The following is a 23,770-nucleotide window of genomic DNA, read 5'->3' on the forward strand; positions in this document are numbered from 1 at the left end:
TCGCCGGTATCGTCGAGCCGTGCCCAAGATCGGGGATGGCCTGGACGCGGTCACGGCCTTCACCGGGGCCGCGGTCGCGGGGATGGCACTGTTCCTGCCGTTCACGTTCAGCGCCGCGTCCGCGGTCGGTTCGCCGTATCGGGTCACCAGTCTGGTCAACAGTGTTCCGCGCGCCGCCGCGCTCGGGTTGATCGTCGCCGTCGTCGTCGCGGTGCTGGTGCGGCCGGTCAACCGGCCCGGCCTGGTCTGGCTGACCGCCACCTGCGGTGCGGTGGTGCTGGCCGTCAACTATTTCATCGCCGGAGCGATGACCTCGGCCGATGTGCTCACCACCCAGAACTACATCGACTCGCTCAGCGGCGGTGTGGTCTACGGCGCGCTCGGCATCTGCGCGCTGCGAATGCGCTGGCCCGCGCTCGGGGCGCTCGGTTTCGCGCTCGGCACGGTGGTGGTGTTCGTGTACGGCGAGGTCGTCGCGGTGTTCACCACGGACTCGGCGATGACCGAGACCACGATGCACACCCCGGCGGGGATGATCGTCGTGTTCGTCGTCCTGCTGGTGGCGAGCACGCTGCGACACCGGCACGGCGTCATGCTGCCCGCCCAGACCCGCCTCGCCGCCGACCTGCCGATCACCCCGATCGTGGCCGCGACGGTGCTCGCGCTGTCGGCGCTGCTGGCCACCGAATGGCTCTCGCACGAATTCGACGGTCGGCGGGCCTCGGGCTGGCAGGTCGGGATCGCCGTGGTCGTCTCGGTGGTCGCGGCGTTCGTGGCCGCCCTGCTGCTGCCCGGCCGCGACGGCGCCGGGGTGCTGCTCGCGGTCAGCCTGGCCGCGGCGGCCGACTCTCTCGGCGACGCACCGAACCTCGGGTGGAGCGTCGTGGTCGTCCTCACACTCGCGACGGCGGGCATGCTGACCGGTGTGCGATGGCCCACACCGTGGCTCGCGCTGCTCGGCATCGCCGCGATCTGCCTGTTCGCCATCGGCGCCACGCAGATCTCCTGGTCGTTCGTCTGGACCATCGGGGTCGGGCTGCTCGCCGGCGTCGCCGGATACACCTTCGCTTCGATCCGGGTCAGCTATCTGCCCAGCGCGGTTCTCGGGCTCGGCGCGCTGTATCTGCCCTCGATCCTGTGGGCGATTCCGACCCGGTTGCGCAACTGGCCGGTTGGCGGAATGACCGCAGCGGAGGCCACGCCGGGCCGTGCCGCACTGGCCATCACGATCGGCGCCGCGGCCGGATTGGCACTGCTGTACCGAATCCGGCCGACCGCATCCGCTACGGTGGTGTCGTCATCGTGACGCCCGACGTGACATGGCACACCCAACACCCGGGGGGGCACAGAGCACCCCTTACGCGCCCGTAAGATCAAAGCGCGCTACTCGACCGCCACCTACCCCGACGGAGGAGGAGTTGCTCTCCGTACTGCTCGGCCACGCGCTGGCCGCACTAGCGGCCCCGCTGTGTGTACGAGCGCTGGGCCGCAATGCTTTCTATCTGCTCGCCCTGGTACCACTGGGCAGCCTCGGCTGGGTGATTGCCCACTGGGGTCAGACCGTAAACGCCCACATCCAGTGGGCACCGCAGATCTCGATGAACCTCGACCTGCGTTTCGATTCCCTTGCCGCCGTGATGTCGGTGCTGGTACTCGGCGTCGGCGCGCTCGTACTCGCCTACTGCGGTAGGTACTTCGACCGTGACGAGGCCAAGCTCGGGCTGTTCGCCGCCGAGCTCACCGGTTTCGCCGGCGCCATGTTCGGCCTGGTCATCAGCGACAACATGTTGCTGCTGTTCGTCTTCTGGGAAATCACCACCGTTCTGTCGTTCCTTCTCGTCGGACACTACGCCGAGCGCGCCAGCAGCCGCAGGGCGGCGATCCAGGCGCTGCTGGTGACCGGTGCCGGCGGGCTGGCGATGCTGGTCGGCATCATCATCCTCGGCCTGAAATACCAGAGCTTCCTGCTCTCGGACATCCTCGCGGCCGACGCGGTGCCCGGCGGTACCGCCGTCTCGGTCGGCATCGTGCTGGTCCTGATCGGCGCCATCAGCAAATCCGCGATCGTGCCACTGCACTTCTGGCTGCCCGGCGCGATGGCCGCGCCCACCCCGGTCAGCGCCTACCTGCACGCCGCCGCGATGGTGAAAGCGGGCATCTACCTGGTGGCCCGGCTCGCGCCCGCGTTCGCGCAGACACCGATCTGGCAGGTGGTGCTGCTGCCGCTGGGCATCATCACCCTGCTGCTGGCCGGCTGGCGCGCGATGCAGGTGCCCGACCTGAAACTGGTGCTGGCCTTCGGCACCGTCAGCCAGCTCGGCCTGCTGATCACGATGATGGCCGTCGGCACGCCGTACGCGGCGCTGGCCGGCATCACCCTGCTGGTGGCGCACAGCCTGTTCAAGGCCTGCCTGTTCATGGTGGTCGGCATCATCGACCACGGCGCGGGCACCCGAGACCTGCGCAGACTCTCCGGTCTGGGCCGACGCGAACCGGTGCTGTTCGGCATCGCGGCGCTCGCCGCGCTCAGCATGGCCGGGCTGCCGCCGCTGCTCGGCTTCATCGGCAAGGAGACCGCGCTCGGCGCGCTGTGGACGGCCGAGAACCTGGCCACCCCGGCCCGGGTGGCGCTGGTCGCCGGGGCCGCGATCGGCTCGGCGTTCACCGTCGCCTACAGCGCCCGCTTCGTCTGGGGCGCCTTCGCCGACAAGACCGATTCCGAGACCACCATGAGCTGGCACGCGCCCGGCCCGCTGCTGCTCGGCCCGCCCGCCGTGCTCGCGGTGGCCAGCCTGGCCGCCGGACTCGGCGCACCGCTGCTCGACCGGTGGCTCAGCCCCTACGCCAAGACGCTGCCCGGCGTGCTCGACGAGCATCTCGCGCTGTGGCACGGCGTCAACGGGCCGCTGGTGCTGACGGTGTTCATCATCGCCGGTGGTTTCGCCCTGTTCGTGATCCGCGGCCGGATCGGTGAACCCGAACATCCGCGCCTGGGCAACGCCGACCGCAACTACGACGCGGCCCTGCGGGCGATGGACCGGATCTCGCTGCGCATCACCGGCAGCACCCAGTCCGGTTCGCTGCCCGCCAGCCAGGCGGTCATCCTCGGCACGCTGATCGTGTTGCCGACGGTGCTGCTCGCCGTCGGCACCCGCGACGGCATCGAGCTGCGGCTGTGGGATTCGCCGCTGCAGGCGGGCATCGGCGCGATCATGATCGCGATGGCGCTCGCGGCGACCGTGCTGCGCAACCGCTTGGCCAGCGTGCTCGTCGTCGGTGTCACCGGGTACGGCTGCGGTGTGATCTTCGCGCTGCACGGCGCACCCGACCTGGCGCTGACGCAGTTCCTGGTCGAGACGCTGATGCTGGTGGTGTTCGTGCTCGTGTTGCGCGCGTTCCCCGCCGAGATCGCCGACGGCCAGGCCACCGCGTTCAAGGTGCGCCGGGCGATGCTGGCCGTCGCGGTCGGCATCACCGTGCCGGTGCTCGCGGCGTTCGCCGCCACCGCGCGGCGCGCCGAACCGATCTGGCACGCCATCCCCGGCGCCGCCTATGAGCTCGGTGGCGGTAAGAACGCCGTCAACGTGCTGCTCGTCGACATCCGCGCCTGGGACACCCTCGGCGAGATCTCGGTGCTGACCGTGGCCGCGACCGGTGTCGCCTCGCTGGTGTTCCGCAGCCGCCGCTTCGGCGCCGCGCCGCGTGCCGCCGAGTCGCCGCTCTACGATCCGGACAAGGTCAGCTGGCTGCCCGCGGCCCGGCTGGTCGACCGGCGCGACCGTTCGATGGTCCTGCAGATCACCACCCGGTTGATCTTCCCGACCATCATGGTGCTGTCGGTGTACTTCTTCTTCTCCGGCCACAACGCGCCCGGTGGTGGCTTCGCGGGCGGCCTGGTCGCCGGACTGGCACTGACCCTGCGCTACCTGGCCGGTGGCCGCTACGAACTGGGCGAGGCACTACCGGTCGACGCCGGGCACCTCCTCGGCGCCGGACTCGCCCTCGCGGCGGGCACCGCGACCGCCTCGCTGCTGCTGGGCGCACCGCCGCTGTCCTCGGCGATCATCGAGGTGACGCTGCCGGTGCTCGGTGACATCAAGCTGGTCACCGCGCTGTTCTTCGACCTCGGCGTGTACCTGGTCGTCGTCGGGCTCGTCCTCGACGTACTGCGCAGCCTCGGCGCCCGGCTGGACAAGGAACTGGCATGAGCGCGAACTTGGTTTTGTTGATCGTGATCGGCGCGCTCATCGCGTGCGGGGTCTACCTGCTGCTCGAGCGCGTCGTCTCGAAGATGTTGCTCGGCATGATCCTGCTCGGCAACGCGGTGAACCTGCTGATCCTCACCATGGGCGGGCCGGACGGTAAGCCGCCGATCCTCGGTACCACCGACACCGCGCACGAGGGCAACGCCGATCCGCTGGCCCAGGCGATGATCCTCACCGCGATCGTCATCACCATGGGCCTGGCGGCATTCGTCCTCACGCTGGCCTACCGCGCCTACATGCTGACCACCACCGAAGACGTGATCAACGACCCCGAGGACGCCCACATCGCGACCCGGCGCGAGCAGGAGGACCCCGAACAGTGACCCTGTCCTCGGACCTGCTGCCCGCCATCGTCGCTCTGCCCGTTCTCGTTCCACTTCTCGGTGCCGCTCTCACCCTGGTCTTCGGCCGTCGCCCGCGCCTGCAGGCGATGATCTCGCTGACCGCGCTCAGCACGGTGCTGGTGATCAGCGCGCTGCTGCTCTACCTGGTCGACCGCGACGGCACCACCGCCGTCCAGGTCGGCGGCTGGGACACCCCGATCGGGATCACCCTGGTCGTCGACCGGCTCTCGGCCAGCATGCTGGTCATCTCGGCGTTCGTCCTGCTGCTGGTCTCGATCTACGGTGCCGGCCAGAACATCTCCGACGGCGACGAACACCAGCCGACCTCGATCTATCGACCCACCTACCTGGTGCTGACCACCGGTGTCTCGCTGGCCTTCCTGACCGGCGACCTGTTCAACCTGTTCGTCAGCTTCGAGATCCTGCTCGCCGCCTCCTTCGTGCTGCTCACCGTCGGCGCCACCGAGGAACGCATCCGCGCCGGCATCGCGTACGTGATGGTCTCGATGGTGTCGTCGCTGATCTTCCTGATCGGTATCGGCATCACCTACGGCGCGACCGGCACGCTCAACCTCGCCCAGCTGGCCGTGCGGCTGGAAGCCGCGCCGAGCGGGGTGCGCACCGCCTGCTACGCGGTGCTGCTGGTGGCGTTCGGGATCAAGGCGGCGGTCTTCCCGCTGTCGAGCTGGCTGCCCGACTCCTACCCGACCGCGCCCGCGCCGGTGACCGCGGTCTTCGCCGGCTTGCTGACCAAGGTCGGTGTGTACGCGATCATCCGCACGCACTCGCTGTGGTTCCCCGACGGCGCCTTCGACAACATCCTGCTGATCTGCGGCCTGGCGACGATGATCGTCGGCATCCTCGGCGCGATCGCGCAGACCGACATCCGCCGACTGCTCTCGTTCACCCTGATCAGCCACATCGGCTACATGATCTTCGGCATCGGGCTCGGCAGCACGGCCGGACTCACCGGCGCGGTGTACTACGTGGCCCACCACATCCTGGTGCAGACCGGCTTGTTCCTCGCCGTCGGCCTGATCGAGCGACAAGCCGGGTCGGTGTCACTGCGACGAATCGGCGGGCTGGCCGCGGCCAGTCCGCTGCTCGGTGTGCTGTTCCTCGTGCCCGCGTTGAATCTCGGTGGCATCCCGCCGTTCTCGGGCTTCATCGGCAAGGTCGCGCTGCTCGAGGCCGGTGCCGAGGACGGCAGCGTGCTGGCCTGGGTGCTGGTGGCCGGTTCGGTGATCACCAGCCTGCTCACCCTGTACGCGGTGGCGCGAGTGTGGAGCAAGGCGTTCTGGCGGCCGCGTGCCGAGGCGCCCGAGGGTCATCTCACCGCGGCCAAACCGCCGACGCTGGTGGAGGATTCGACCGACGTGCACTACGACGACCGCACCGATCCCGGCAAGATGCCGGTGGTGATGGTGCTCGCGACCACCGGACTCGTCGCCGCGGGCCTGTCACTCACCGTGCTGGCCGGGCCGATCCTCGGCTTCGCCGAACGCGCCGCCACCGACCTGCACGATCCGTCGGTCTACATCGAGGCCGTCTTCGGCACCCCGGAGCCGCGATGAACACCCTGCGCCTGCTCGTCAACCGCGACACCATCCTGCGGATCGCGGTCATCATCTGGCTGACCGTCGTCTGGATCGCGCTGTGGGGCGATCCGAGCTGGGCCAACCTGCTCGGTGGCCTGGCCGTCGCGCTGGTCGTGGTCCTGGCGCTGCCGCTGCCCAACGTTCCCGTTGCCGGACGGTTCCATCCGCTGTCGTTCCTAGAACTGATCGTCGTCAGTACCTATTACGCGCTCGAATCGAGCCTGCAGGTGGCCTGGCTGGGTATCCGGCCCGGTCCGCCGCCGGTCTCGGGCGTGCTGCGGGTGCACCTGAGCATCCAGTCCGATCTGGTGCTGGTGATGTGTACCGACCTGCTCAATCTGATCCCCGGCACCATGGTGCTCGAGCTGGATCGGGCCCGGTGCGTGGTGTACGTCCACGTGCTCGATGTCGGCAGCGAGGAGGCGGTGGTGAAGTTCTACCGCACCACCCGCCGCCTGGAACATCTGATGATCAACGCCTTCGAACGACCGGGCGAACGGCGTCGCAGCGATCCCGAAACGGAGGTGCGCCCATGACTGTCGTCGCCATCATCGCAGGCACCCTGCTCATCAGCGCGGCGGTGATCACCAGCTACCGGGTGCTGGCCGGACCGAGCACCCTGGACCGGGTCGTCGGCATCGACTCGCTGATGGCCATCGCCGCCGCCGGACTCGCGGTCTGGGCCGCCTACAGCAACGACACCACGGTCATCCCCGCGATCGTCGCGCTCGCGCTGGTCGGCTTCCTCGGCTCCGCCGCGGTGTCACGCTTCCGAGTGAGGGACGACCGATGAGCGCGTGGGAATGGCTCTCGGGCATCCTGATCATCAGCGGCGCCGCCCTGGCGTTCACCGCCGCCATCGGCATCGTGCGCTTCCCCGACACCCTCACCCGCATGCACGCGGCCACCAAACCCCAGGTCGTCGGCATCGTCCTGATCCTCGCGGGCACCGGCATCGACCTGCGCCACGACGTCAACGTCTGGATGCTGGTCCTCACCGGCCTGTTCACGATAATCACCGCCCCCGTCATCGCCCACCTCATCGGCCGCACGGCCTACCGCGAACAACGCCACCGAGACGGCCTGTTCTGATTTGTTTCTCAGCGGGTGAGGTCGCTCAGGGCGATGTCGAGTTCGACCGGAACCGTCACGGTCAGGCGGCCGCGATGTACACCCGTCGCGACGTAGAAGCCCGTCGTGTCATCGAGTTCGTAGGTGTGCACCACTGGCAAGCCGGCTTCGTCCTCGATGCGCCACAAGTGTCGTAGACCCGCCTCGGCGTAGAGGCGCGGCTTGTAGCGGCGATCCCGATCCTCGGACTCCGCCGACACGACCTCGACCACCAGCTCGACTTCGTCGGGCAGGAAGCGTGTCCGGTCCGGAGAATAAGGGACGCGCGCGGCGATGATGTCCGGCTCCGGCCTGCTGCGGTTGTTCAACTTGATGGTCATCTGCGCCTCGACAGTCCGCTCGGCGGGGACAACCAACTCCAACGCGGCGGTCAGCCTGCGGATCACCCGATCGTGCCAACTCCGCTGCGGGGACATGTTGAAGATCAACGCTCCATCGAGCAACTCGGTGTGGCGGGGGGCTTCGGGGGGCAGCGAATCGAGGTCATCGGCTTCCCAGCCGCTGTCGCGCGGCGGATACATCCACTGCGGAATCGCGGTGCTCAATGAACCCTCCTTCGCAACTGTCGTGCCAAGTCTAGGTGACCGGGCTGCTGCCGAGCCGACTTCGCAACCTCACTGACGCGGCTCAGCCGCTGAGGTGATCAGCCGCGGCGCGCCGGTGGTTGTCAGGCCGTGGTAGCGGGTTCAGGGGTTACGCCGGTTTTGGCCGTGGGGATCGGGGCGGTGGCGAACCAGGTGGTGTGGAAGGCGATGGAGACTGCCGCCAACAGGCCGAGGACGATGGCGCCCGCGGTGATCGGGTATTCGGCCATCGGGACGGCCAGGTAGCGGTAGGACAGTAGGAGGCCGGCGAAGGTGACCGTGCCGAAGGCGACGAGGCGGATTCGGAAGGCGCCCCAGCCGCGTTCGGGTGAGCGCAGGGCGGATTCGACGGTCAGGCAGAGGATGGCGCCCGCCACCAGGTCGACGCCGTAGTGGTAGCCGAAGCCCAGAGTGGCGGCCACGGTGGCGATCAGCCAGAACGCGCCGCCCCAGCGCAGCCAGGCGGGGGCGCGGGAGCCGTCGATGTCGCGGCGGGTGTGCAGGAACAGCGACAGGGCCCAGGCGGTGTGCATCGAGGGCATGCAGTTGCGCGGGGTGACCTCGTCGAAGGACAGCGCGGCCGGGCTGTGATCGAGCGGCGGCAGCGCGGTGGGCCAGAAATCGCCCACCTGGAAGCCGTGCCCGTCGGGGCCGAACGCGAACATCGGCCCGACCACCGGGAACAGCACATAGAACAGCGGCCCGACCAGACCGAGCACCAGGAAGGTGCGCACCAGATAGTGACTGGGCCAGATCCCGGTCGGCACCACCCGGCGCAACTGCCACACCGCGACGACGATCGCCGCCACCGGCAATTCGATGTAGACCCAGTGCAGCACCGCGTACACCTCGGGCCCGAGCACGTCGAGCACCCGGCCCATGACCCACGCCGGGTCGCCCAGCGCGTGATCGGCCAGCAGCAGATACTCGTCGAGCACGGTCGGATGCACCGCCGAGGTGACGTGCAACCACACGTCACCGACCTTGGTGGCCAACACCAGCAGCGCGCCCAGCGCCGCCGCGCGCAGCGCGTCGGTGCGTTCCCTGCCCCGCCAGCGCAGCACCGCGATCAACACCAGCGCGGTCAGCACGATGGTCGGCCCGTTGCCGACGGCGAACGGCTGACCGTCGAGCAGCCGCAGCGCCGCCCACACCGCGTCGATCCCGATCGCCGCGCCCGCCGCGATCACCCGCCGTCGCGCCGAGACGCCGACCAGCGCGAGCACCAGCCCCGCCCACGGCACCGACATCGATTTCGGCGTCCCGACGTAGTCCCGGGCCAGGCTGGCCAACGGTCCGTCGAACCCACTGATCCACGCCGCGACCTGTAATCCGATCAGCAGGGCGAGCACCGCGGACACCGCGATGACCGCGAGAACGCGTGGCTCGCGCAAGCGGCTGAGGCGATTCAGGCGGGTGGCACCCTCCGCAACGCCGCGCGGGTGTTCGACAAGCATCCAGACATCGTAAACGGCCGGTGAACAGCACCTCACCGAGCGGCTGAACGCTACTGATCCAGCTCGCGCACCAGGGAATCGACGACCGCGACAAGATCACCCTGCGAATGCGCGGCCACTCGGCGTTGCCGCTGGTAGGAGGCACCGTGGCGGGGAATCTCGGCGACCGCGGCCAATTCGTCGGCGCAGCCGAGTCGCCGTGCCGTCGGCTCCAATCGGGTGAGCAGATCCATCAGATCGTCTGTGACCAATCGCTCATTGGAGGCGTCGTCGACGATCACGATGGCGTCGAGCCCGTAGCGCGCGGCCCGCCATTTGTTCTCCTGCACGTGCCAGGGCGGCAGCGTCGGCAGGTCCTCGCCGTTGTCGAGCCGCTGCTCCAGATCCACCACGAGACAGTGGATCAGCGCGGCCACCGAGGCCAGTTCGGCGCGGCTGGACAGCCCGTCGCAGACCCGGATCTCGATGGTGCCCCACTTGGGCGCGGGCCGGATGTCCCAGTGCATGCCGCCGAGTTGTTCGAACACACCGGTTTTGAGCTGGTCGTGCACGAAACCCTCGAACTGGCGCCAGTTCTCGAACTGGAACGGCAGCCCGGCGGTGGGCAGCTGCTGGAACATCAGCGCGCGATTGCTGGCGTAGCCGGTGTCGTCGCCGGACCACATCGGCGAGGACGCCGACAGCGCGAGCAGATGCGGATACGACAGCAGCAGCGAGTTCAGGATCGGAAAGACCTTGTCCCGGTGCGAGACTCCCACGTGCACGTGCACGCCCCAGATCAGCATCTGGCGGCCCCACCACTGGGTGCGCTCGATCAGCTCGTCGTAATGCGGTGAGCGGGTGAGCTGTTGGGCCGACCACGGTGCGAACGGATGGGTGCCCGCGCAGAACAGGTCGACACCGAGCGGATCGGCCGCGCGACGCACCGCGTCCATGGTGCCGCGCAGATCGTCCACCGCCCCGGCGACCGTGTCGTGCACACCGGTCACCAGTTCGACGGTGTTGCGCAGCAGCTCCTTGGAGACCTGCGGGGTGCCGTCGTGGGCCCGCCGGTCACCGACCGCGTCGAACACCGCCGAGGCGGTGTTGGACAGATCGCGCGTCACCTTGTCGACGAGCGCGATCTCCCATTCGATGCCGATGGTCGGCCGGGGCGAACCGCGAAAAGGTACCGACTGTGCTGCCCCGGCCATGCGCGTCTCGCTAACCGACCACGCCGCAGGCCACCCGCGAACCGGCGTCGCCGGTGGACAGGGTGGCCGCGTCCGGACCGGTGCCACCCTCGTGGGTGTAGCGCGGCGGGATGTTGCCGAAGTTGTCGGCGCCGGAGTGCACGATCAGCGCCTTGCCCGCGATCTGCTCGAGGGTGACCTTGTCAGTCCAGGTGACCAGCTTGGCGGTGCCGTCTTCGATGACCTGCAGCGAGGTGAGGTCACCGCTCGAGGGATGCGCGTCGGCGGGGCCGACCTGCAGGTGGCCACCGGCGGAGGCGAAATCGCCCTCACAGGTGCCGTTCTGGTGGAAGTGCAGACCGTGGAAGCCGGGGGTCAGGCCCTGCGCCTCGACGGTGACGACCAGGTGGTTGCCGCCGGAGACGATGGTCGCGGTGCCGACATCGGCGCCCGAGCCGTCTTTCAGTTCGACCTTCAGGCCGTCCGCGGAGGCGCCGTGATCGTCGCCCTCGCGACCGCCGGGGGTCGAGCCGTGGCCGCCCTCGTGGCCCGCGGGCGCGGGCGAGCTGGTCCACACCGGCGGCGTGGTCCCCGCGACATCACTCGATTCCTGGCTGTTGCTGCAGGCGACGAGCCCGAACGCGGCGACTGCGAGCACCGGGGTCACAGTGCGCCAGGACGGACGACGAGTGGTCGACGTGGCCATCGGGGAACTCTCCTTCGTGGACAGGGCTGTACCGGTGACGATGATGCCACAGCGAGGTCGACGGTCTCGGCACCGAGTACCGCGACTCAGCTACCGGTCAGTACCACCACGACGCCCGGCGAGGTGTCACCGGACTTGGGCGCGACCGTCCCGCCGACCTGCTGGGCGATCTCGGTGGCCGCGGCCCGGTCGCCCGCGCCGGTGCCGTAGAACACGGTGGTGGTGGTCAGGTTCGCGCCGCTGTAGTTGCCGGTGCTGACATTGCTCCAGCCCGCCGCGCCCAGTTCGCTCGCGGTGCGGGCGGCCAGGCCGACGACCAGGCTGTTGTTCAGCACGCGCACCGGAACCGCCTGATCGACGGCGCCGGTCTGGGGTGTGGTGGTCGGGGTGGTCGTGGTCGGCTCGACGGTGGTGGTCGTGGGCTCGGCGACCTCGGTGGTCGTCGGCGCGGCGGTCGTGGTGACCGGTGCCTGCGCGACCGCGCTGGTGGTGGTCTCGGTCTGCTCGGCCGCGTCCGAGGCATCGGCGTCGGAGTTCGACAACGACATCGCACCCAGCCCGGCGAAAACGATGGCCAGGGCGATCAACACCATCGCCAGCGCGCGCAGCGGGGGGCCGCCGGGGGTGGGATTCGGGTTGCTCACCCGCGCAACCCTAGTCGCATCGACGGTTCGGTGACTGTCATGTCAGACCTGGAAACCGAGTCGGCGCGCGGCGCGCGCTTTCTGCCTGCTCGCCCGCAGCCTGCGCAGCCGCTTGACCAGCATGGGGTCGGCCGCGAGCGCTTCGTCCTTGTCGACGACCGCGTTGAGCACCTGGTAGTAGCGGGTGGCCGACATGGCGAACAGTTCGCGGATGGCGTCTTCCTTGGCGCCCGCGTATTTCCACCATTTGCGTTCGAAGTCCAGGATGTCGAGCTCACGCCGACTCAGGCCGGTCGTCTCGTCGATGACCGAGGCCTGCTCGCCCGCTGGTGAACCGTCTTGGATCGCGGAGATGTGCCGAGCCGCTGCGCCGTCCATCTTGCTCCCTCGCCGAGTATCACGAGATGAAAAATGACGCTTGCACGTCGCGGATCATTCAACCATGCGGCGGGCGGATCGTCCGACCGATGTCCCGGCGTGTTGACTGTGGGCCAGTAGCGTGTCGCAGGCCACAGGGGTCGGCGCTCGGCCGATGGCGGATACGGCGATAATGGCCGTCATGGCAATTCTCCCGATCGTGATCGTCGGTGACCCCGTCCTCCACAACCGCACTGCCACGGTGACGGAGTCGCCCGCGGAGCTGGCCGAGCTGATCGCGGACATGTACGACACCCTCGCCGAGTCCAAGGGTGTCGGCCTGGCGGCCAACCAGGTCGGCGTCGGCAAGCGGCTGTTCGTCTACGACTGCCCCGATTTCGACGCCGCGGGCAATCCGATCCGGCGCAAGGGCACCGTGGTCAACCCGGTTCTGGAGACCTCGGCGATCCCCGAGACCATGCCCGATCCCGATGACGACGAGGAGGGCTGCCTGTCCGTGCCGGGCGAGCAGTTCCCGACCGGGCGCGCGGACTGGGCCAGGGTCACCGGGACCGACGAGCACGGCGAACCGGTCGACATCGAGGGCACCGGCTTCTTCGCCAGGATGCTGCAGCACGAGGTGGGCCACCTCGACGGCTTCCTCTATGTCGACGTGCTGATCGGGCGCAATGCCCGCGCCGCGAAGAAGGCGATCAAGCGCAACGGCTGGGGCACACCGGGTCTGAGCTGGATCCCCGGCACCGTCCCCGACCCCTTCGGCCATGACGACTGAAATACCACTCGGCCGCCGCGTGGTGATGCGGTATCAGCTGCCGGAGGGTTATCCGCAGCCGCTCACCGATGTGATCGGTGAGCTGGTGTCGCTGACTCCGCCATCGGTGCGTACCGCCGAGGGCGAGCTGGTCGAAGTCGCGGCGGATCGGGTGGTGGCGCTGAAAGCGTTGGGCCCGAGGCCGATTCGGACCAAGGAGATCCGGTCGCTGGAAACGGCGGCGGCCTTCGGCTGGCCCGGCACGGCACACCTGTGGATCGACGGTTGGCTGGTCCGGGCGGGCAACGGCTACACCGGGCGCGCGAATTCGGCGGTGCCGCTGGGCGAATCGGGCGTGCCCGCGGTGCTCTCGATCGAATCGATGCGCCGGATCGCCGACTGGTACACCGATCAGGGCCTGCCGCTGCTGCTGCAACTGCCCGACCGGCTGGCCCCGGTCCCGCCGGGCTGGAACACCTGGAGCGAGACCGTCGTTCTCGGCCTCGACATCGCGAATTTCGTCCTGCCACAGGGCCCGTCGATGGTGCGCGTCGCGCCGCAGCCCGACGCCGGATGGCTCACCGCCCACCGCTATCGCGGCGAGATCCCGGTCGACCCGGCGGTGCGCAAACCCGACCTGGGCGTCCTCACCTCGACACTCGGCGGCACGCTCGGTTTCGCCTCGCTCGGCCTGCCCGAACCACTGGCGATCGGCCGCGGCGCGGTGACCACCGCCCCCGACGGCCGGCGCTGGGTCGGCCTCACCTGCGTCGCGGTCGCCGCGGCGCACCGCCGCAACGGCCTCGGTGCGCTGGTGTGCGCCGAACTCATCCGCTGGGGCGCCGAACAGGGCGCGACCCACGCCTATGTGCAGGTGGAGGTCGGCAACGCCACCGCCCTCGCCCTCTACCGAGACCTGGGCTTCGTCGACCACCACACCTACCGCTACGCCGCCCCGCAGGGTTGAGCGGCCTCGAAAGGACACCGTGCGTCTCGCCACCTGGAACATCAACTCGATCCGGTCCCGCGTCGATCGGGCGATCGATTTCCTCGACCGCCACGACATCGACGTGCTGGCGCTACAGGAGACCAAGTGCCGCGACGACCAGTTCCCGTTCGAGCGCTTCGACGCCGCGGGCTACGAGGTCGCGCACGTGGGGCTCAACCAGTGGAACGGTGTCGCGATCGTGTCGCGGGTGGGGCTCACCGATGTGGAGACCGCCTTCGCCGGTCAGCCCGGTTTCGACAAGAACGCCGGTGACTCGCTGATCGATTCGCCGGTGGTCGAGGCCCGCGCCATCGGCGCGACCTGCGGGGGCGTGCGGGTGTGGAGCCTGTACGTGCCCAACGGGCGCGCCTTGGACGACCCGCACTACGCCTACAAGCTCGACTGGCTCTCGGCCCTGCGCGACAACGCGACCGGCTGGCTCGCCGACGACCCCGACGCCAAGATCGCGCTGGTCGGCGACTGGAACATCGCCCCGACCGACGACGACGTCTGGTCGCCGGAGTTCTTCGCGGGCAAGACTCACACCTCCGCGCCCGAACGCGCCGCCTTCCAGGCCATGCTCGACACCGGCTTCCGCGATGTGATCCGCCCGTTCGCCCCCGGCCCCGGCGTCTACACCTACTGGGACTACACCCAGCTGCGTTTCCCCCGCAAGGAGGGCATGCGCATCGACTACATCCTGGCCTCCCCCGCCCTCGCCGACCAGGTCACCGATGCCGGTGTCGACCGGGAGGAGCGCAAGGGCAAGGGCGCCAGCGACCACGCCCCCGTGATCGCCGAATTCACCGACTGACCTGCTCCGAGCGGTACCGTGGGAGCAGGACCTGTCCGGCCTGCGACGAAGCGGGAGGTGTGTTCGTGGCTTTCTATCGAACGGTGGGAGCGGTGCCGCCGAAGCGGCATACGCAGCATCGGGACGAGCGCGGCGGCCTCTATTACGAAGAGCTGATGGGCGAGGAGGGGTTCTCCGGGGACTCCTCGCTGCTCTATCACCGCGCCCTGCCACCGGCGATCGTCGACGCGACGGTCTGGGAGCTGCCCGACCAGTCGACCACTCCGAATCATCCACTGCGCCACCGTCATCTGCGCCTGCCCGCGCTGTTCCCCGGCGACACCCCGGCGGCCACCGACCCGGTGACCGGACGCAGGCTGCTGCTGGCCAATGCCGATGTGCGGATCTCGTATGTGGTCGCCGAGGCCGCGTCCCCGCTGTACCGCAACGCGATCGGCGACGAGCTGGTCTACGTGGAATCCGGTGCGGCCGTGGCGGAGAGCGTGTTCGGTGCGCTTCCGGTGCGTCAGGGCGACCAGGTGCTCATGCCGAGGGCGACCACCCATCGCTGGCTGCCCACCGGGGACGAACCGGTGCGGGCCTACGTCATCGAGGCGTCGAGCCACATCACCCCGCCGAAGCGGTATCTGTCGAAATTCGGTCAGCTACTGGAGAATTCGCCCTACTGCGAGCGTGATCTGCACGGTCCGGCCGAACCGTTGATCGCCGAGGGTTCAGATGTGGAGGTGCTGGTCAAACACCGGGCGGGCACCGAGGTGATCGGCACCAGGATGACCTATGCGACACACCCTTTCGATGTCGTCGGCTGGGATGGCTGCCTGTATCCGTTCACGTTCAACATCGCCGATTTCGAACCGATCACCGGGCGCGTGCATCAGCCGCCGCCGGTGCATCAGGCGTTCGAGGCCACCAATTTCGTGATCTGCAATTTCGTTCCGCGCAAGGTCGACTATCACCCGCAGTCGATTCCGGTGCCGTACTACCACTCCAATGTGGATTCCGACGAGATCATGTTCTATTGCGGCGGAAACTACGAGGCGCGCAAGGGTTCCGGGATCACGCAGGGATCGGTCTCGGTGCATCCGGGCGGCTACGCGCACGGTCCGCAACCGGGCGCCTACGAACGCAGTATCGGTGCGGAGTTCTTCGACGAATTGGCGGTGATGGTGGATACTTTCCGGCCGTTGCAGCTGGGCGAGGGGGCGCTGGCCTGCGAGGATCCGGCGTACGCGTGGACATGGTCGGGTCGCGGGCCGGGGCTCGGATGAACAGCCGCGACGCCGGGCGCAGGTGCAGCGCAGGGTGCGGACGATGACGGGCGGGGCGCGCACCGGACTGATCTGTGTCGAGGTGCCGGATGACTCGCTGTTCGGACCCGAGAACCTGCCGTACGGGGTTTTCGCACCACCGGCGGGCGAGCCCCGGGTCGGCGTTCGGCTGAGTGACACGGTATTGGATCTCGCGGCACTGCTGGATGATCCGATATTCCTTCGCGCAGACCTCAACGCTCTTCTCGCGGCGGGTCCGACCCGGTGGCGCGAGGTCCGTGACCAGGTGCGCGAGCTCGCCGGGACCGCACTGCCGGTCGACGCGCAGTTCCCCCTGTCCACCGTGCGGATGAAGCTCCCGGTGCGGATCGGCGACTACGTCGACTTCTACGCCAGCGTTGACCACGCGACCAACCTCGGCAGGCTGTTCCGGCCCGACAGTGAACCACTGCTACCGAATTGGCGGCACCTGCCGGTCGGCTATCACGGCCGGGCAGGGACCGTCGTCGTCTCGGGCACTCCGGTGATCCGGCCGAACGGCCAGCGTCGAACCGGTTCCGACGCACCGGATTTCGGTCCGTCGCAACGGCTCGACATCGAGGCCGAACTCGGCTTCGTCGTCGGCCAGGGTTCGACGCTGGGCGTGCCGGTCACCGTCGACGAGTTCTCCGAGCACGTCTTCGGCGTCGGCCTGGTCAACGACTGGTCGGCCCGCGACATCCAGGCCTGGGAGTACCAGCCGCTCGGCCCGTTCCTCGGCAAGTCGTTCACCACCTCGCTCGCGGCCTGGATCACTCCGCTGGACGCGCTCGCCAACGCCCGCGTCCCCTTGCCGACACAGACCCCGAAACCACTGCCCTACCTGCGCGGCTCCGACGACCACGGCCTCGACATCGACCTGACCGTGCGCTGGAACGACGAGGTCGTGGCGCATCCGCCGTACGGGCGGATGTACTGGTCCCCGGCCCAGATGCTGGCCCATCTCACCGCCAACGGGGCCTCGGTGCGCCCCGGCGACCTCTACGCCTCGGGCACCATCTCGGGCCCCGATCCCGATCAACGGGGGTCCTTCATCGAATTGACCTGGGGTGGAACGGAACCCGTCACCGTCGGCACCGAGACACGGACCTTCCTCGCCGACGGCGACCGGGTCACGATCACCGCGACGGCGCCCGGCACGGCGGGCCGGCGCATCGGCCTCGGCGAGGTCGGCGGGACGATCCTGCCCGCCCGCTGATCTCACCCACCACACCCGTCCCCACTTCGCGGACACTTTCCAGAATTTCCGGCAGGATCAGCGCGAAATGGTGATCCAGCACACAGTCAGCCGACCGAATCCACCGGCAGGCGGAGATTCTCCGGTCACCGCCTCCACCCACAGGCGGTGTCCACCCACCTCGCCCACGGGCTACGGTGACCTCCGAGGTTTCATCGAGGAGAGAGTCCGCGACGATGTTGACGAGAATCGCCCGCGCCGCCGTGGGCCGCCCACGCCTGGTGGTCGCGGTCGCGCTGTTGCTGATGGTGCTGTGCGGGGCGATCGGCGCCACCGTGCATTCGCACATGAAGTCGGGCGGGTTCGTCACCGACGATCTCGAGTCGGTCCAGGCCAGTCTGTATCTGAGCGAGCACTTCCCCGGCAGCGAGCCGAACTACGTCCTCGCGGTCACCGCCGAGGGCGGCCCCGACTCCCCCGCCGCGCGCGCCGCCGCCGAGGCCGTGGAGGCCGAGCTCAGCGATCATCCCTGGATCAGCGGGGTGCAGTCGTATTGGACCGCGCGTGCGGACCTGAAGCAGGCGCTGCGCAGCAAGGACGGGCAGCGGGCGCTGATCCTGGCCAGCATCGAGGGCGATGACGCCGAGCTGCCGGACCGGGCGGGCAAGCTGAGCGAGGAACTGCGGGTCGAGGACGGTCCGGTCACGATCGAGGCCGGTGGTCTCGCCGCCGCCTTCTCCGACATCAACACCCAGATCAGCAAGGATCTGATCCTGGCCGAGGCCATCGCCATCCCGATCACCGCCCTGCTGCTCGCCCTGGTGTTCGGCAGCGTCGTGGCGGCCGCGCTGCCGGTGGCGATCGGCCTGTTCGCCATCGCGGCGGCGCTGGGCATTCTGCGGGTACTCACCGCGGTGACCGATGTGTCGATCTTCGCGCTGAACATGACCACCGCGCTCGGGCTCGCGCTGGCGATCGACTACAGCCTGTTCATCGTCAGCCGGTACCGGGAGGAACTCGCGGGTGGTTCCACCCCGACCGCGGCGGTGATCCGCTCGATCCAGACCGCGGGCCGCACGGTGGTCTACTCGGCGCTGGTGGTGGCGCTGTCGCTGTCGGCGCTGCTGGTGTTCCCGCAGTACTTCTTCAAATCCTTCGCCTACGCGGGCATCGCCGTGGTCGCGGCCGCCACCGCCGCGGCGGTGATCGTGCTGCCCGCACTACTCATCCTGGTCGGCGACCGGATCAACGCCCTCGACCTGCGCGCCCCGCTGCGCAAGCTGTTCCGGCGCCCGCCCCGGCTCGAGAAGCAGCCGCAGCAGACGTTCTGGTACCGGCTGGTGACCGCGGTGATGAAGCGGCCGATGTCGATCGCCCTGGCCACCACCGCGTTCCTGCTGCTGCTCGGCTCGCCGTTCCTCGGCGTGCAGTTCGGCTACCCCGACGACCGCTCGCTGCCCACCGACGTGGCCAGCCGCTCGGTCGGCGACATCCTGCGCACCGAGTTCGACGCCGACCTGGCCTCGAGCGCGACCATCGTGCTGCCCGAATTCGACGGCACACCAGCCGAATTGGACGCCTACGCCCGCGAGTTGTCCACGGTGCCGGAGGTACCCGCCGTACTCAGCAGCGAGGCCGTGTACAGCGGTGGGTTGCGGGTGGCCGCCGGGGTTCCCGAGATGTCGGACCCGCAGGCCGGTGCCTATCTCTCCGTCGGCACCCGGCTCGATCCGTACTCCGACGCGGGCCGCGCCCAGCTCGAAGCGCTGCGCGCCGTGCCCGCTCCCTCGGATGTGCTGGTCACCGGCCCGGCCGCGCTGAACCAGGACTCGGTCACCGCGATCACCGGCAAGCTGCCGCTGGCCGGTGCGCTGATCGCGATCGCCACGCTGATCCTGCTGTTCCTGTTCACCGGCAGTGTGGTGCTGCCGGTGAAGGCGCTGGCGCTCAACATGTTGTCGCTGGCGGCGACCTTCGGCGCGATGGTGTGGATCTTCCAGGAGGGCAACCTGGCGGGCCTGCTCGGCTTCACCGCCACCGGCACGCTCAACCTCGCCATGCCCATTCTCATGTTCGCCCTGGCCTTCGGCGCCTCCATGGACTACGAGGTGTTCCTGCTCTCGCGCATCCGCGAGGAATGGCTGGCCGGGCCCAAGACCACCGAGGGCAATACCGAGGCGGTCGCGATGGGTGTGGCCCGCACCGGACGCATCTTCACCGCCGCCGCGCTGCTGATGAGCGTGGTGTTCCTCGGGGTCGCCACCTCCGGTGTGTCGATGATGAAGCTGTTCGGTCTCGGCTGCGCGCTGGCGGTGATCAGCGACGCGACGGTGATCCGCGGGCTGCTCGCACCCGCGCTGATGCGCATGATGGGCCGCTGGAACTGGTGGGCGCCCAAACCGCTTGTCGCGCTGCACAACCGGTTCGGCCTGCACGAGTCCGATGATCCCGTGCCCGCGCCCGCCGAGACGCCGCGGCTGGACAAGGCGTCGGTGTAACCGTCCGCCCGCCCGGCGCTGTCCGGGCGGGCGGGTAGGGTCGGGCTGGACAATTTCACACGCCAACGGGGGCTCGCACCAGCGGGCTGAGAGGACGGCTAGCCCATTTTCGGGCGTTCAGGGCCGTCGACCGTATGAACCTGACCGGGTAATGCCGGCGTAGGGAGGAAGAAACCATGGGCACAGCCATGTCGTCGAACGGGACCGGTACGCCGGTCGACACCGTGACCACCGGGCCGATCCAGGGCAGCGTCAAGCACTACGAAGAGGTCGACGGCCTGCGGATACCCGTGCGCCGGATCAATCTCACCAATGGCGATCATTTCGACGTCTTCGACACCTCCGGCCCGTACACCGATGACAACGCGGTGATCGATCTCGAAGCCGGTCTGCCGAAGCTGCGCGACGGGTGGACCAAGCCCGAACTCGACGGCCCGCGCACCCAGCTGCACTGGGCTCGCCAGGGCATCGTCACCGATGAGATGCGCTTCATCGCCACCCGCGAGGGAGTCTCGGCGGAACTGGTGCGCGAAGAGGTCGCCGCCGGTCGCGCGGTGATTCCGGCCAACCACAAGCACCCGGAACTCGAGCCGACCATCATCGGCAAGAAGTTCCTGGTGAAGATCAACGCCAACATCGGCAACTCGGCGGTGTCGTCCTCGATCGCCGAGGAGGTCGAGAAAATGGTGTGGGCCTCGCGCTGGGGTGCCGACACCATCATGGACCTGTCGACCGGCAAGAACATCCACGAGACCCGCGAATGGATCCTGCGCAACTCGCCCGTCCCGATCGGCACCGTGCCGATCTACCAGGCCCTCGAAAAGGTGAACGGCGATCCCACCAAGCTCACCTGGGAGATGTACCGCGACACCGTGATCGAGCAGTGCGAACAGGGCGTCGACTACATGACCGTGCACGCCGGCGTGCTGCTGCGCTACATCCCGCTCACGGCCAAGCGCGTCACCGGCATCGTCTCGCGCGGCGGGTCCATCATGGCCGCGTGGTGTCTGGCTCATCACCAGGAATCGTTCCTGTACACGCACTTCCGAGAACTGTGCGAGATCCTGGCGCGCTACGACGTCACTTTCTCCCTCGGTGACGGCCTGCGTCCCGGCTCGATCGCCGATGCCAACGACGCCGCTCAGTTCGCCGAACTGCGCACCCTCGGAGAACTCACCAAGATCGCGAAATCCTATGGCGTGCAGGTGATGATCGAGGGCCCGGGTCACGTACCGATGCACAAGATCGTCGAGAACGTGCGGCTCGAGGAGGAACTGTGCGAGGAGGCGCCGTTCTACACCCTCGGCCCGCTGGCCACCGATATCGCGCCCGCCTACGACCACATCACCTCCGCCATCGGCGCCGCGATCATCGCGCAGGCCGGGACCGCGATGCTCTGTTACGTCACCCCCAAGGAACACCTCGGCCTGCCCAACCGCGATGACGTCAAGGTCGGCGTGATCACCTACAAGATCGCCGCCCACGCCGCCGACCTCGCCAAGGGCCACCCGCGCGCCCAGGACCGTGACAACGAATTGTCCAAGGCCCGTTTCGAATTCCGCTGGCACGACCAGTTCGCCCTGTCCTTGGACCCCGACACCGCCCGCGAATACCACGACGAGACCCTGCCCGCCGAACCCGCCAAGACCGCCCACTTCTGCTCCATGTGCGGCCCCAAGTTCTGCTCCATGCGCATCTCCGCCGACGTCCGCGAATACGCCGAGAAGCAAGGCCTCACCGACGTGGCCGCCATCGAAGCGGGCATGGCCGAGAAGTCCGCCGAATTCGCCGACCACGGCAGCCAGGTCTACCTCCCCGTCGTCTCCTGACGGACGACATCGAACTGGACCGACGATCACCAGGCACTGGTGGCGATGGCCTCTCGGCCGATATTTGCGCCATTGCCTGGTGATCGAACGTCCAACACGGGGTGGGTGATTCGGGATCGACTTTCGTAGGGGTTGAGGCATGCGATCGGCGGATTCGGTGGAGGCGCGGCGACCATAGCTTGGGCTCATGCGAATCAGAGCGATGGTGGTGGCGGGGATGATCGGGGTCGGTGTCGGGCTCGGAACAGCCGTGACGGGGCAGGCCGCGCCGATGCCAGAGGCGTTGTCCGCCTCGGTTTTCGACGACTTCCTCGGGCGGGCGGTGGAGTTCACCGGATTGCCCGGGGTGTCGGCGGTGATCACCCACCGGGGTGAGGTGGTGCACGCGGCGGGGTACGGGCACGATTCGGCCGGGGCGGCGGTGACGGAGCGGACGCCGATGCGGATCGCCTCGCTGACCAAGGCGTTCACGGCGATGGCGGTGATGATCGGGGTCGAGGACGGGATGATCGACCTCGATCGGCCGGTCGTGGAACAACTGCCCGAATTTCGCACCGAGGATTCGCGGTCGGATCGGATCACGGTGCGGCACTTGTTGAATCAAACCTCCGGCCTGGCCGACTCGACCGTCGACATTCCGGCGACCGAGTCGACGAACTCGCTGGAGCAGTACACGGCGACGTTGCGCACGGCGCGGCTGGCCGCCGAACCCGGAACCCGGTACGCCTACAGCAATGTCAACTACAACCTCGCCGCGCGACTGGTCGAGGTGGTGAGTGGTCGTGAGTACGGTGAGTACCTGCGGGAGCGGATCTTCGAACCGCTCGGCATGGCCGAGAGCGTGCTCGGCGACGAGATCGTCTCTCCGGCCGATGGATTCAACTCACTGTTCGGGCGGTGGATCGCCCGGGACGAACTGGCCGGGTTCCTCGACGAGAGCGGTAGCGGCGGGGTGATCACCACCGCCGCCGACCTGGGTCGCTGGCTGATCACCCAGAGCGGCGACGGTCCGCAACTGGTGAGCCGGGAGAGCCTGGCACTCATGCACACGCCGTCGCCGGTGCGCGACTACGGCATGGGCTGGGGTCTGGAGGAAACGACCAGCACACCGCTGGTGACCCACTCGGGGAACCTGTTCACCTACACCTCGGCGGCTGCCCTCGACCCCGCCACCGGCTACGGCTTCGCCGTGCTCGCCAACAGCGCCGCGCTCTACGACGACACCTACGAGATCCTCGCCGGACTGGTGGCGCTGGGCCGGGGCGAGAACCCCGAGATGCCCGGCGGAGGCAGGCAGTGGACCGAAGGGGTGCTCGCGGTGATCACGCTGGGCGCGCTCGGCCTCGGCATCACCGGAGTCCTCCGATCGCGCGGCTGGGCAGGACGCCGCGCGTCGAGTCGATGGTGGTGGACCGCGCTGCGCTGCGTACCCGCCCTGGTCCCGATTCTGCTGTTCGCAAGTTATCCACAGGCACTCTCAGTGTTGATGAACGGCAGAACAGTCACCTGGGCCCAGCTCACCTACTTCCCCGCACCCTTGTCCATAGCCCTGCTGACCTGCGCACTCGCCGCCACCGCCACCCTGACAGCCCGACTAGCCCACCTGCGCTCACTAAGCTCGACCCGATGAGCGACCCGCACGGCACCCCTTCCCACGCCGTACGCACACCGGTCGACACCCCAACCCCCACCAAGCGCGAACTCACCAACACCCCGAGCCCCACCACCCGCGCCCACCTCGGCACTGCGACCCCCACCACCGCCCGCGGAGACATCGGCGCCGCAACCCCTACCACCGATCCCGGCGACATCGGCACCGCGACCGCCGCCGACACCGGACACGTCAGCACCGCGACCCCCACCGCCGATACCAGACACATCGAGCCCACGGCCTCTGCCGCCGATGCCGGAGGCGTCAGCATTGCGAACCCCGCCGCCGACACCGGAGACATCAGCACCGCGACCCCCACCGCCGACACCGAAGACGTCGGCATCGCGAACCCCGCCACCGACACCCGAGACGTGAGCACCGCGAACCCCGCCGCCGACACCGGAGACATCAGCACCGCGACCCCCACCGCCGACACCGAAGACGTCGGCATCGCGAACCCCGCCACCGACACCCGA

Annotated in this window: 21 protein-coding genes, 1 pseudogene and 1 riboswitch; of the genes and pseudogenes, 16 read left to right on the forward strand and 6 right to left on the reverse strand. The window is 68.7% G+C overall.

The features are described from left to right. Positions 1 to 19: 19 nt before the first annotated feature. The 7 genes from ACFVVM_RS15645 (at position 20) to mnhG (ending at position 7,299) form a co-directional block, all read left to right on the forward strand. The gene (locus ACFVVM_RS15645; protein WP_387617981.1) at positions 20 to 1,306 is read left to right on the forward strand and encodes a hypothetical protein; all 1,287 of its coding nucleotides are present in this window, start codon (positions 20 to 22) and stop codon (positions 1,304 to 1,306) included. Positions 1,307 to 1,418: 112 nt separating this feature from the next. Continuing rightward, positions 1,419 to 4,208: a Na+/H+ antiporter subunit A gene (locus ACFVVM_RS15650; protein ID WP_387617983.1), complete on the forward strand. Its 2,790-nt coding sequence runs from the start codon at positions 1,419 to 1,421 to the stop codon at positions 4,206 to 4,208. Next, positions 4,205 to 4,588 carry a Na(+)/H(+) antiporter subunit C gene (locus ACFVVM_RS15655; RefSeq protein ID WP_387617985.1) on the forward strand — a complete coding sequence of 128 codons (384 nt, stop codon included), beginning with the start codon at positions 4,205 to 4,207 and terminating at the stop codon, positions 4,586 to 4,588. The genes ACFVVM_RS15650 and ACFVVM_RS15655 overlap by 4 nt, the downstream gene beginning before the upstream one ends. Beyond that, positions 4,585 to 6,183: a Na+/H+ antiporter subunit D gene (locus ACFVVM_RS15660; RefSeq protein WP_387617987.1), complete on the forward strand. Its 1,599-nt coding sequence runs from the start codon at positions 4,585 to 4,587 to the stop codon at positions 6,181 to 6,183. The genes ACFVVM_RS15655 and ACFVVM_RS15660 overlap by 4 nt, the downstream gene beginning before the upstream one ends. Then, positions 6,180 to 6,743, forward strand: a complete 564-nt coding sequence (locus ACFVVM_RS15665) for a Na+/H+ antiporter subunit E (protein ID WP_387617989.1) — start codon at positions 6,180 to 6,182, stop codon at positions 6,741 to 6,743. The genes ACFVVM_RS15660 and ACFVVM_RS15665 overlap by 4 nt, the downstream gene beginning before the upstream one ends. Next, the gene (locus ACFVVM_RS15670; protein ID WP_387617991.1) at positions 6,740 to 7,000 is read left to right on the forward strand and encodes a monovalent cation/H+ antiporter complex subunit F; all 261 of its coding nucleotides are present in this window, start codon (positions 6,740 to 6,742) and stop codon (positions 6,998 to 7,000) included. Before ACFVVM_RS15665 ends, ACFVVM_RS15670 begins: the two co-directional genes overlap by 4 nt. Next, positions 6,997 to 7,299: a monovalent cation/H(+) antiporter subunit G gene (mnhG, locus tag ACFVVM_RS15675; protein ID WP_387617993.1), complete on the forward strand. Its 303-nt coding sequence runs from the start codon at positions 6,997 to 6,999 to the stop codon at positions 7,297 to 7,299. Before ACFVVM_RS15670 ends, mnhG begins: the two co-directional genes overlap by 4 nt. A gap of 8 nt (positions 7,300 to 7,307) precedes the next feature. On the opposite strand, the gene ACFVVM_RS15680 is transcribed toward mnhG, so the two are convergent. The 6 genes from ACFVVM_RS15680 to ACFVVM_RS15705 form a co-directional block, all read right to left on the reverse strand. Then, positions 7,308 to 7,859, reverse strand: coding sequence for a Uma2 family endonuclease (locus ACFVVM_RS15680; RefSeq protein ID WP_387617995.1), 552 nt, complete (start codon positions 7,857 to 7,859; stop codon positions 7,308 to 7,310). A gap of 146 nt (positions 7,860 to 8,005) precedes the next feature. Beyond that, a complete protein-coding gene (locus ACFVVM_RS15685) occupies positions 8,006 to 9,379 on the reverse strand; it encodes a DUF5933 domain-containing protein (RefSeq protein WP_387617997.1) in 1,374 nt (457 codons plus the stop codon). Between the two features lie 50 nt (positions 9,380 to 9,429). Beyond that, positions 9,430 to 10,572, reverse strand: coding sequence for a glutamate--cysteine ligase (locus ACFVVM_RS15690; RefSeq protein WP_387617999.1), 1,143 nt, complete (start codon positions 10,570 to 10,572; stop codon positions 9,430 to 9,432). Positions 10,573 to 10,582: 10 nt separating this feature from the next. Beyond that, positions 10,583 to 11,257, reverse strand: a complete 675-nt coding sequence (locus tag ACFVVM_RS15695) for a superoxide dismutase family protein (protein ID WP_387618001.1) — start codon at positions 11,255 to 11,257, stop codon at positions 10,583 to 10,585. 86 nt (positions 11,258 to 11,343) lie between these two features. Further along, positions 11,344 to 11,901, reverse strand: coding sequence for a LytR C-terminal domain-containing protein (locus ACFVVM_RS15700; RefSeq protein ID WP_387618003.1), 558 nt, complete (start codon positions 11,899 to 11,901; stop codon positions 11,344 to 11,346). Positions 11,902 to 11,943: 42 nt separating this feature from the next. After that, the gene (locus tag ACFVVM_RS15705) at positions 11,944 to 12,279 is read right to left on the reverse strand and encodes a DUF3263 domain-containing protein (RefSeq protein WP_071930688.1); all 336 of its coding nucleotides are present in this window, start codon (positions 12,277 to 12,279) and stop codon (positions 11,944 to 11,946) included. Positions 12,280 to 12,460: 181 nt separating this feature from the next. Between ACFVVM_RS15705 and ACFVVM_RS15710 the strand changes: the two genes are divergently transcribed. The 9 genes and pseudogenes from ACFVVM_RS15710 to ACFVVM_RS15750 all read left to right on the forward strand — a co-directional run. Further along, a complete protein-coding gene (locus tag ACFVVM_RS15710; RefSeq protein WP_387618005.1) occupies positions 12,461 to 13,051 on the forward strand; it encodes a peptide deformylase in 591 nt (196 codons plus the stop codon). Beyond that, positions 13,041 to 13,997, forward strand: a complete 957-nt coding sequence (locus ACFVVM_RS15715) for a GNAT family N-acetyltransferase (protein ID WP_387618007.1) — start codon at positions 13,041 to 13,043, stop codon at positions 13,995 to 13,997. Before ACFVVM_RS15710 ends, ACFVVM_RS15715 begins: the two co-directional genes overlap by 11 nt. A gap of 19 nt (positions 13,998 to 14,016) precedes the next feature. Next, on the forward strand, positions 14,017 to 14,832 hold the full coding sequence (locus tag ACFVVM_RS15720) for an exodeoxyribonuclease III (RefSeq protein ID WP_387618009.1): 816 nt from the start codon (positions 14,017 to 14,019) through the stop codon (positions 14,830 to 14,832). Positions 14,833 to 14,897: 65 nt separating this feature from the next. Further along, entirely contained in the window at positions 14,898 to 16,100 is a 1,203-nt protein-coding gene (locus ACFVVM_RS15725; RefSeq protein WP_387618011.1) for a homogentisate 1,2-dioxygenase, read from the forward strand. A gap of 43 nt (positions 16,101 to 16,143) precedes the next feature. Next, complete coding sequence (fahA, locus tag ACFVVM_RS15730; RefSeq protein WP_387618012.1) at positions 16,144 to 17,337, forward strand: fumarylacetoacetase; 1,194 nt, start codon at positions 16,144 to 16,146, stop codon at positions 17,335 to 17,337. A gap of 215 nt (positions 17,338 to 17,552) precedes the next feature. Next, positions 17,553 to 19,814 (forward strand): MMPL family transporter, encoded by a 2,262-nt coding sequence (locus ACFVVM_RS15735; protein ID WP_387618014.1) that lies wholly within the window; start codon positions 17,553 to 17,555, stop codon positions 19,812 to 19,814. 55 nt (positions 19,815 to 19,869) lie between these two features. After that, a riboswitch (TPP riboswitch) is annotated at positions 19,870 to 19,997 on the forward strand. A gap of 5 nt (positions 19,998 to 20,002) precedes the next feature. Next, a complete protein-coding gene (gene thiC, locus ACFVVM_RS15740; protein WP_387619232.1) occupies positions 20,003 to 21,643 on the forward strand; it encodes a phosphomethylpyrimidine synthase ThiC in 1,641 nt (546 codons plus the stop codon). A 187-nt stretch (positions 21,644 to 21,830) separates the two neighbouring features. Then, on the forward strand, positions 21,831 to 23,273 hold the full coding sequence (locus tag ACFVVM_RS15745; RefSeq protein WP_387618016.1) for a serine hydrolase domain-containing protein: 1,443 nt from the start codon (positions 21,831 to 21,833) through the stop codon (positions 23,271 to 23,273). Further along, positions 23,270 to 23,770, forward strand: a pseudogene (locus ACFVVM_RS15750) (hypothetical protein); the annotation flags it as partial. The gene ACFVVM_RS15745 and the pseudogene ACFVVM_RS15750, both read left to right, overlap by 4 nt.

The organism is Nocardia sp. NPDC058176, assembly GCF_042883805.1.
In the GTDB taxonomy this organism is placed as follows: domain Bacteria; phylum Actinomycetota; class Actinomycetes; order Mycobacteriales; family Mycobacteriaceae; genus Nocardia.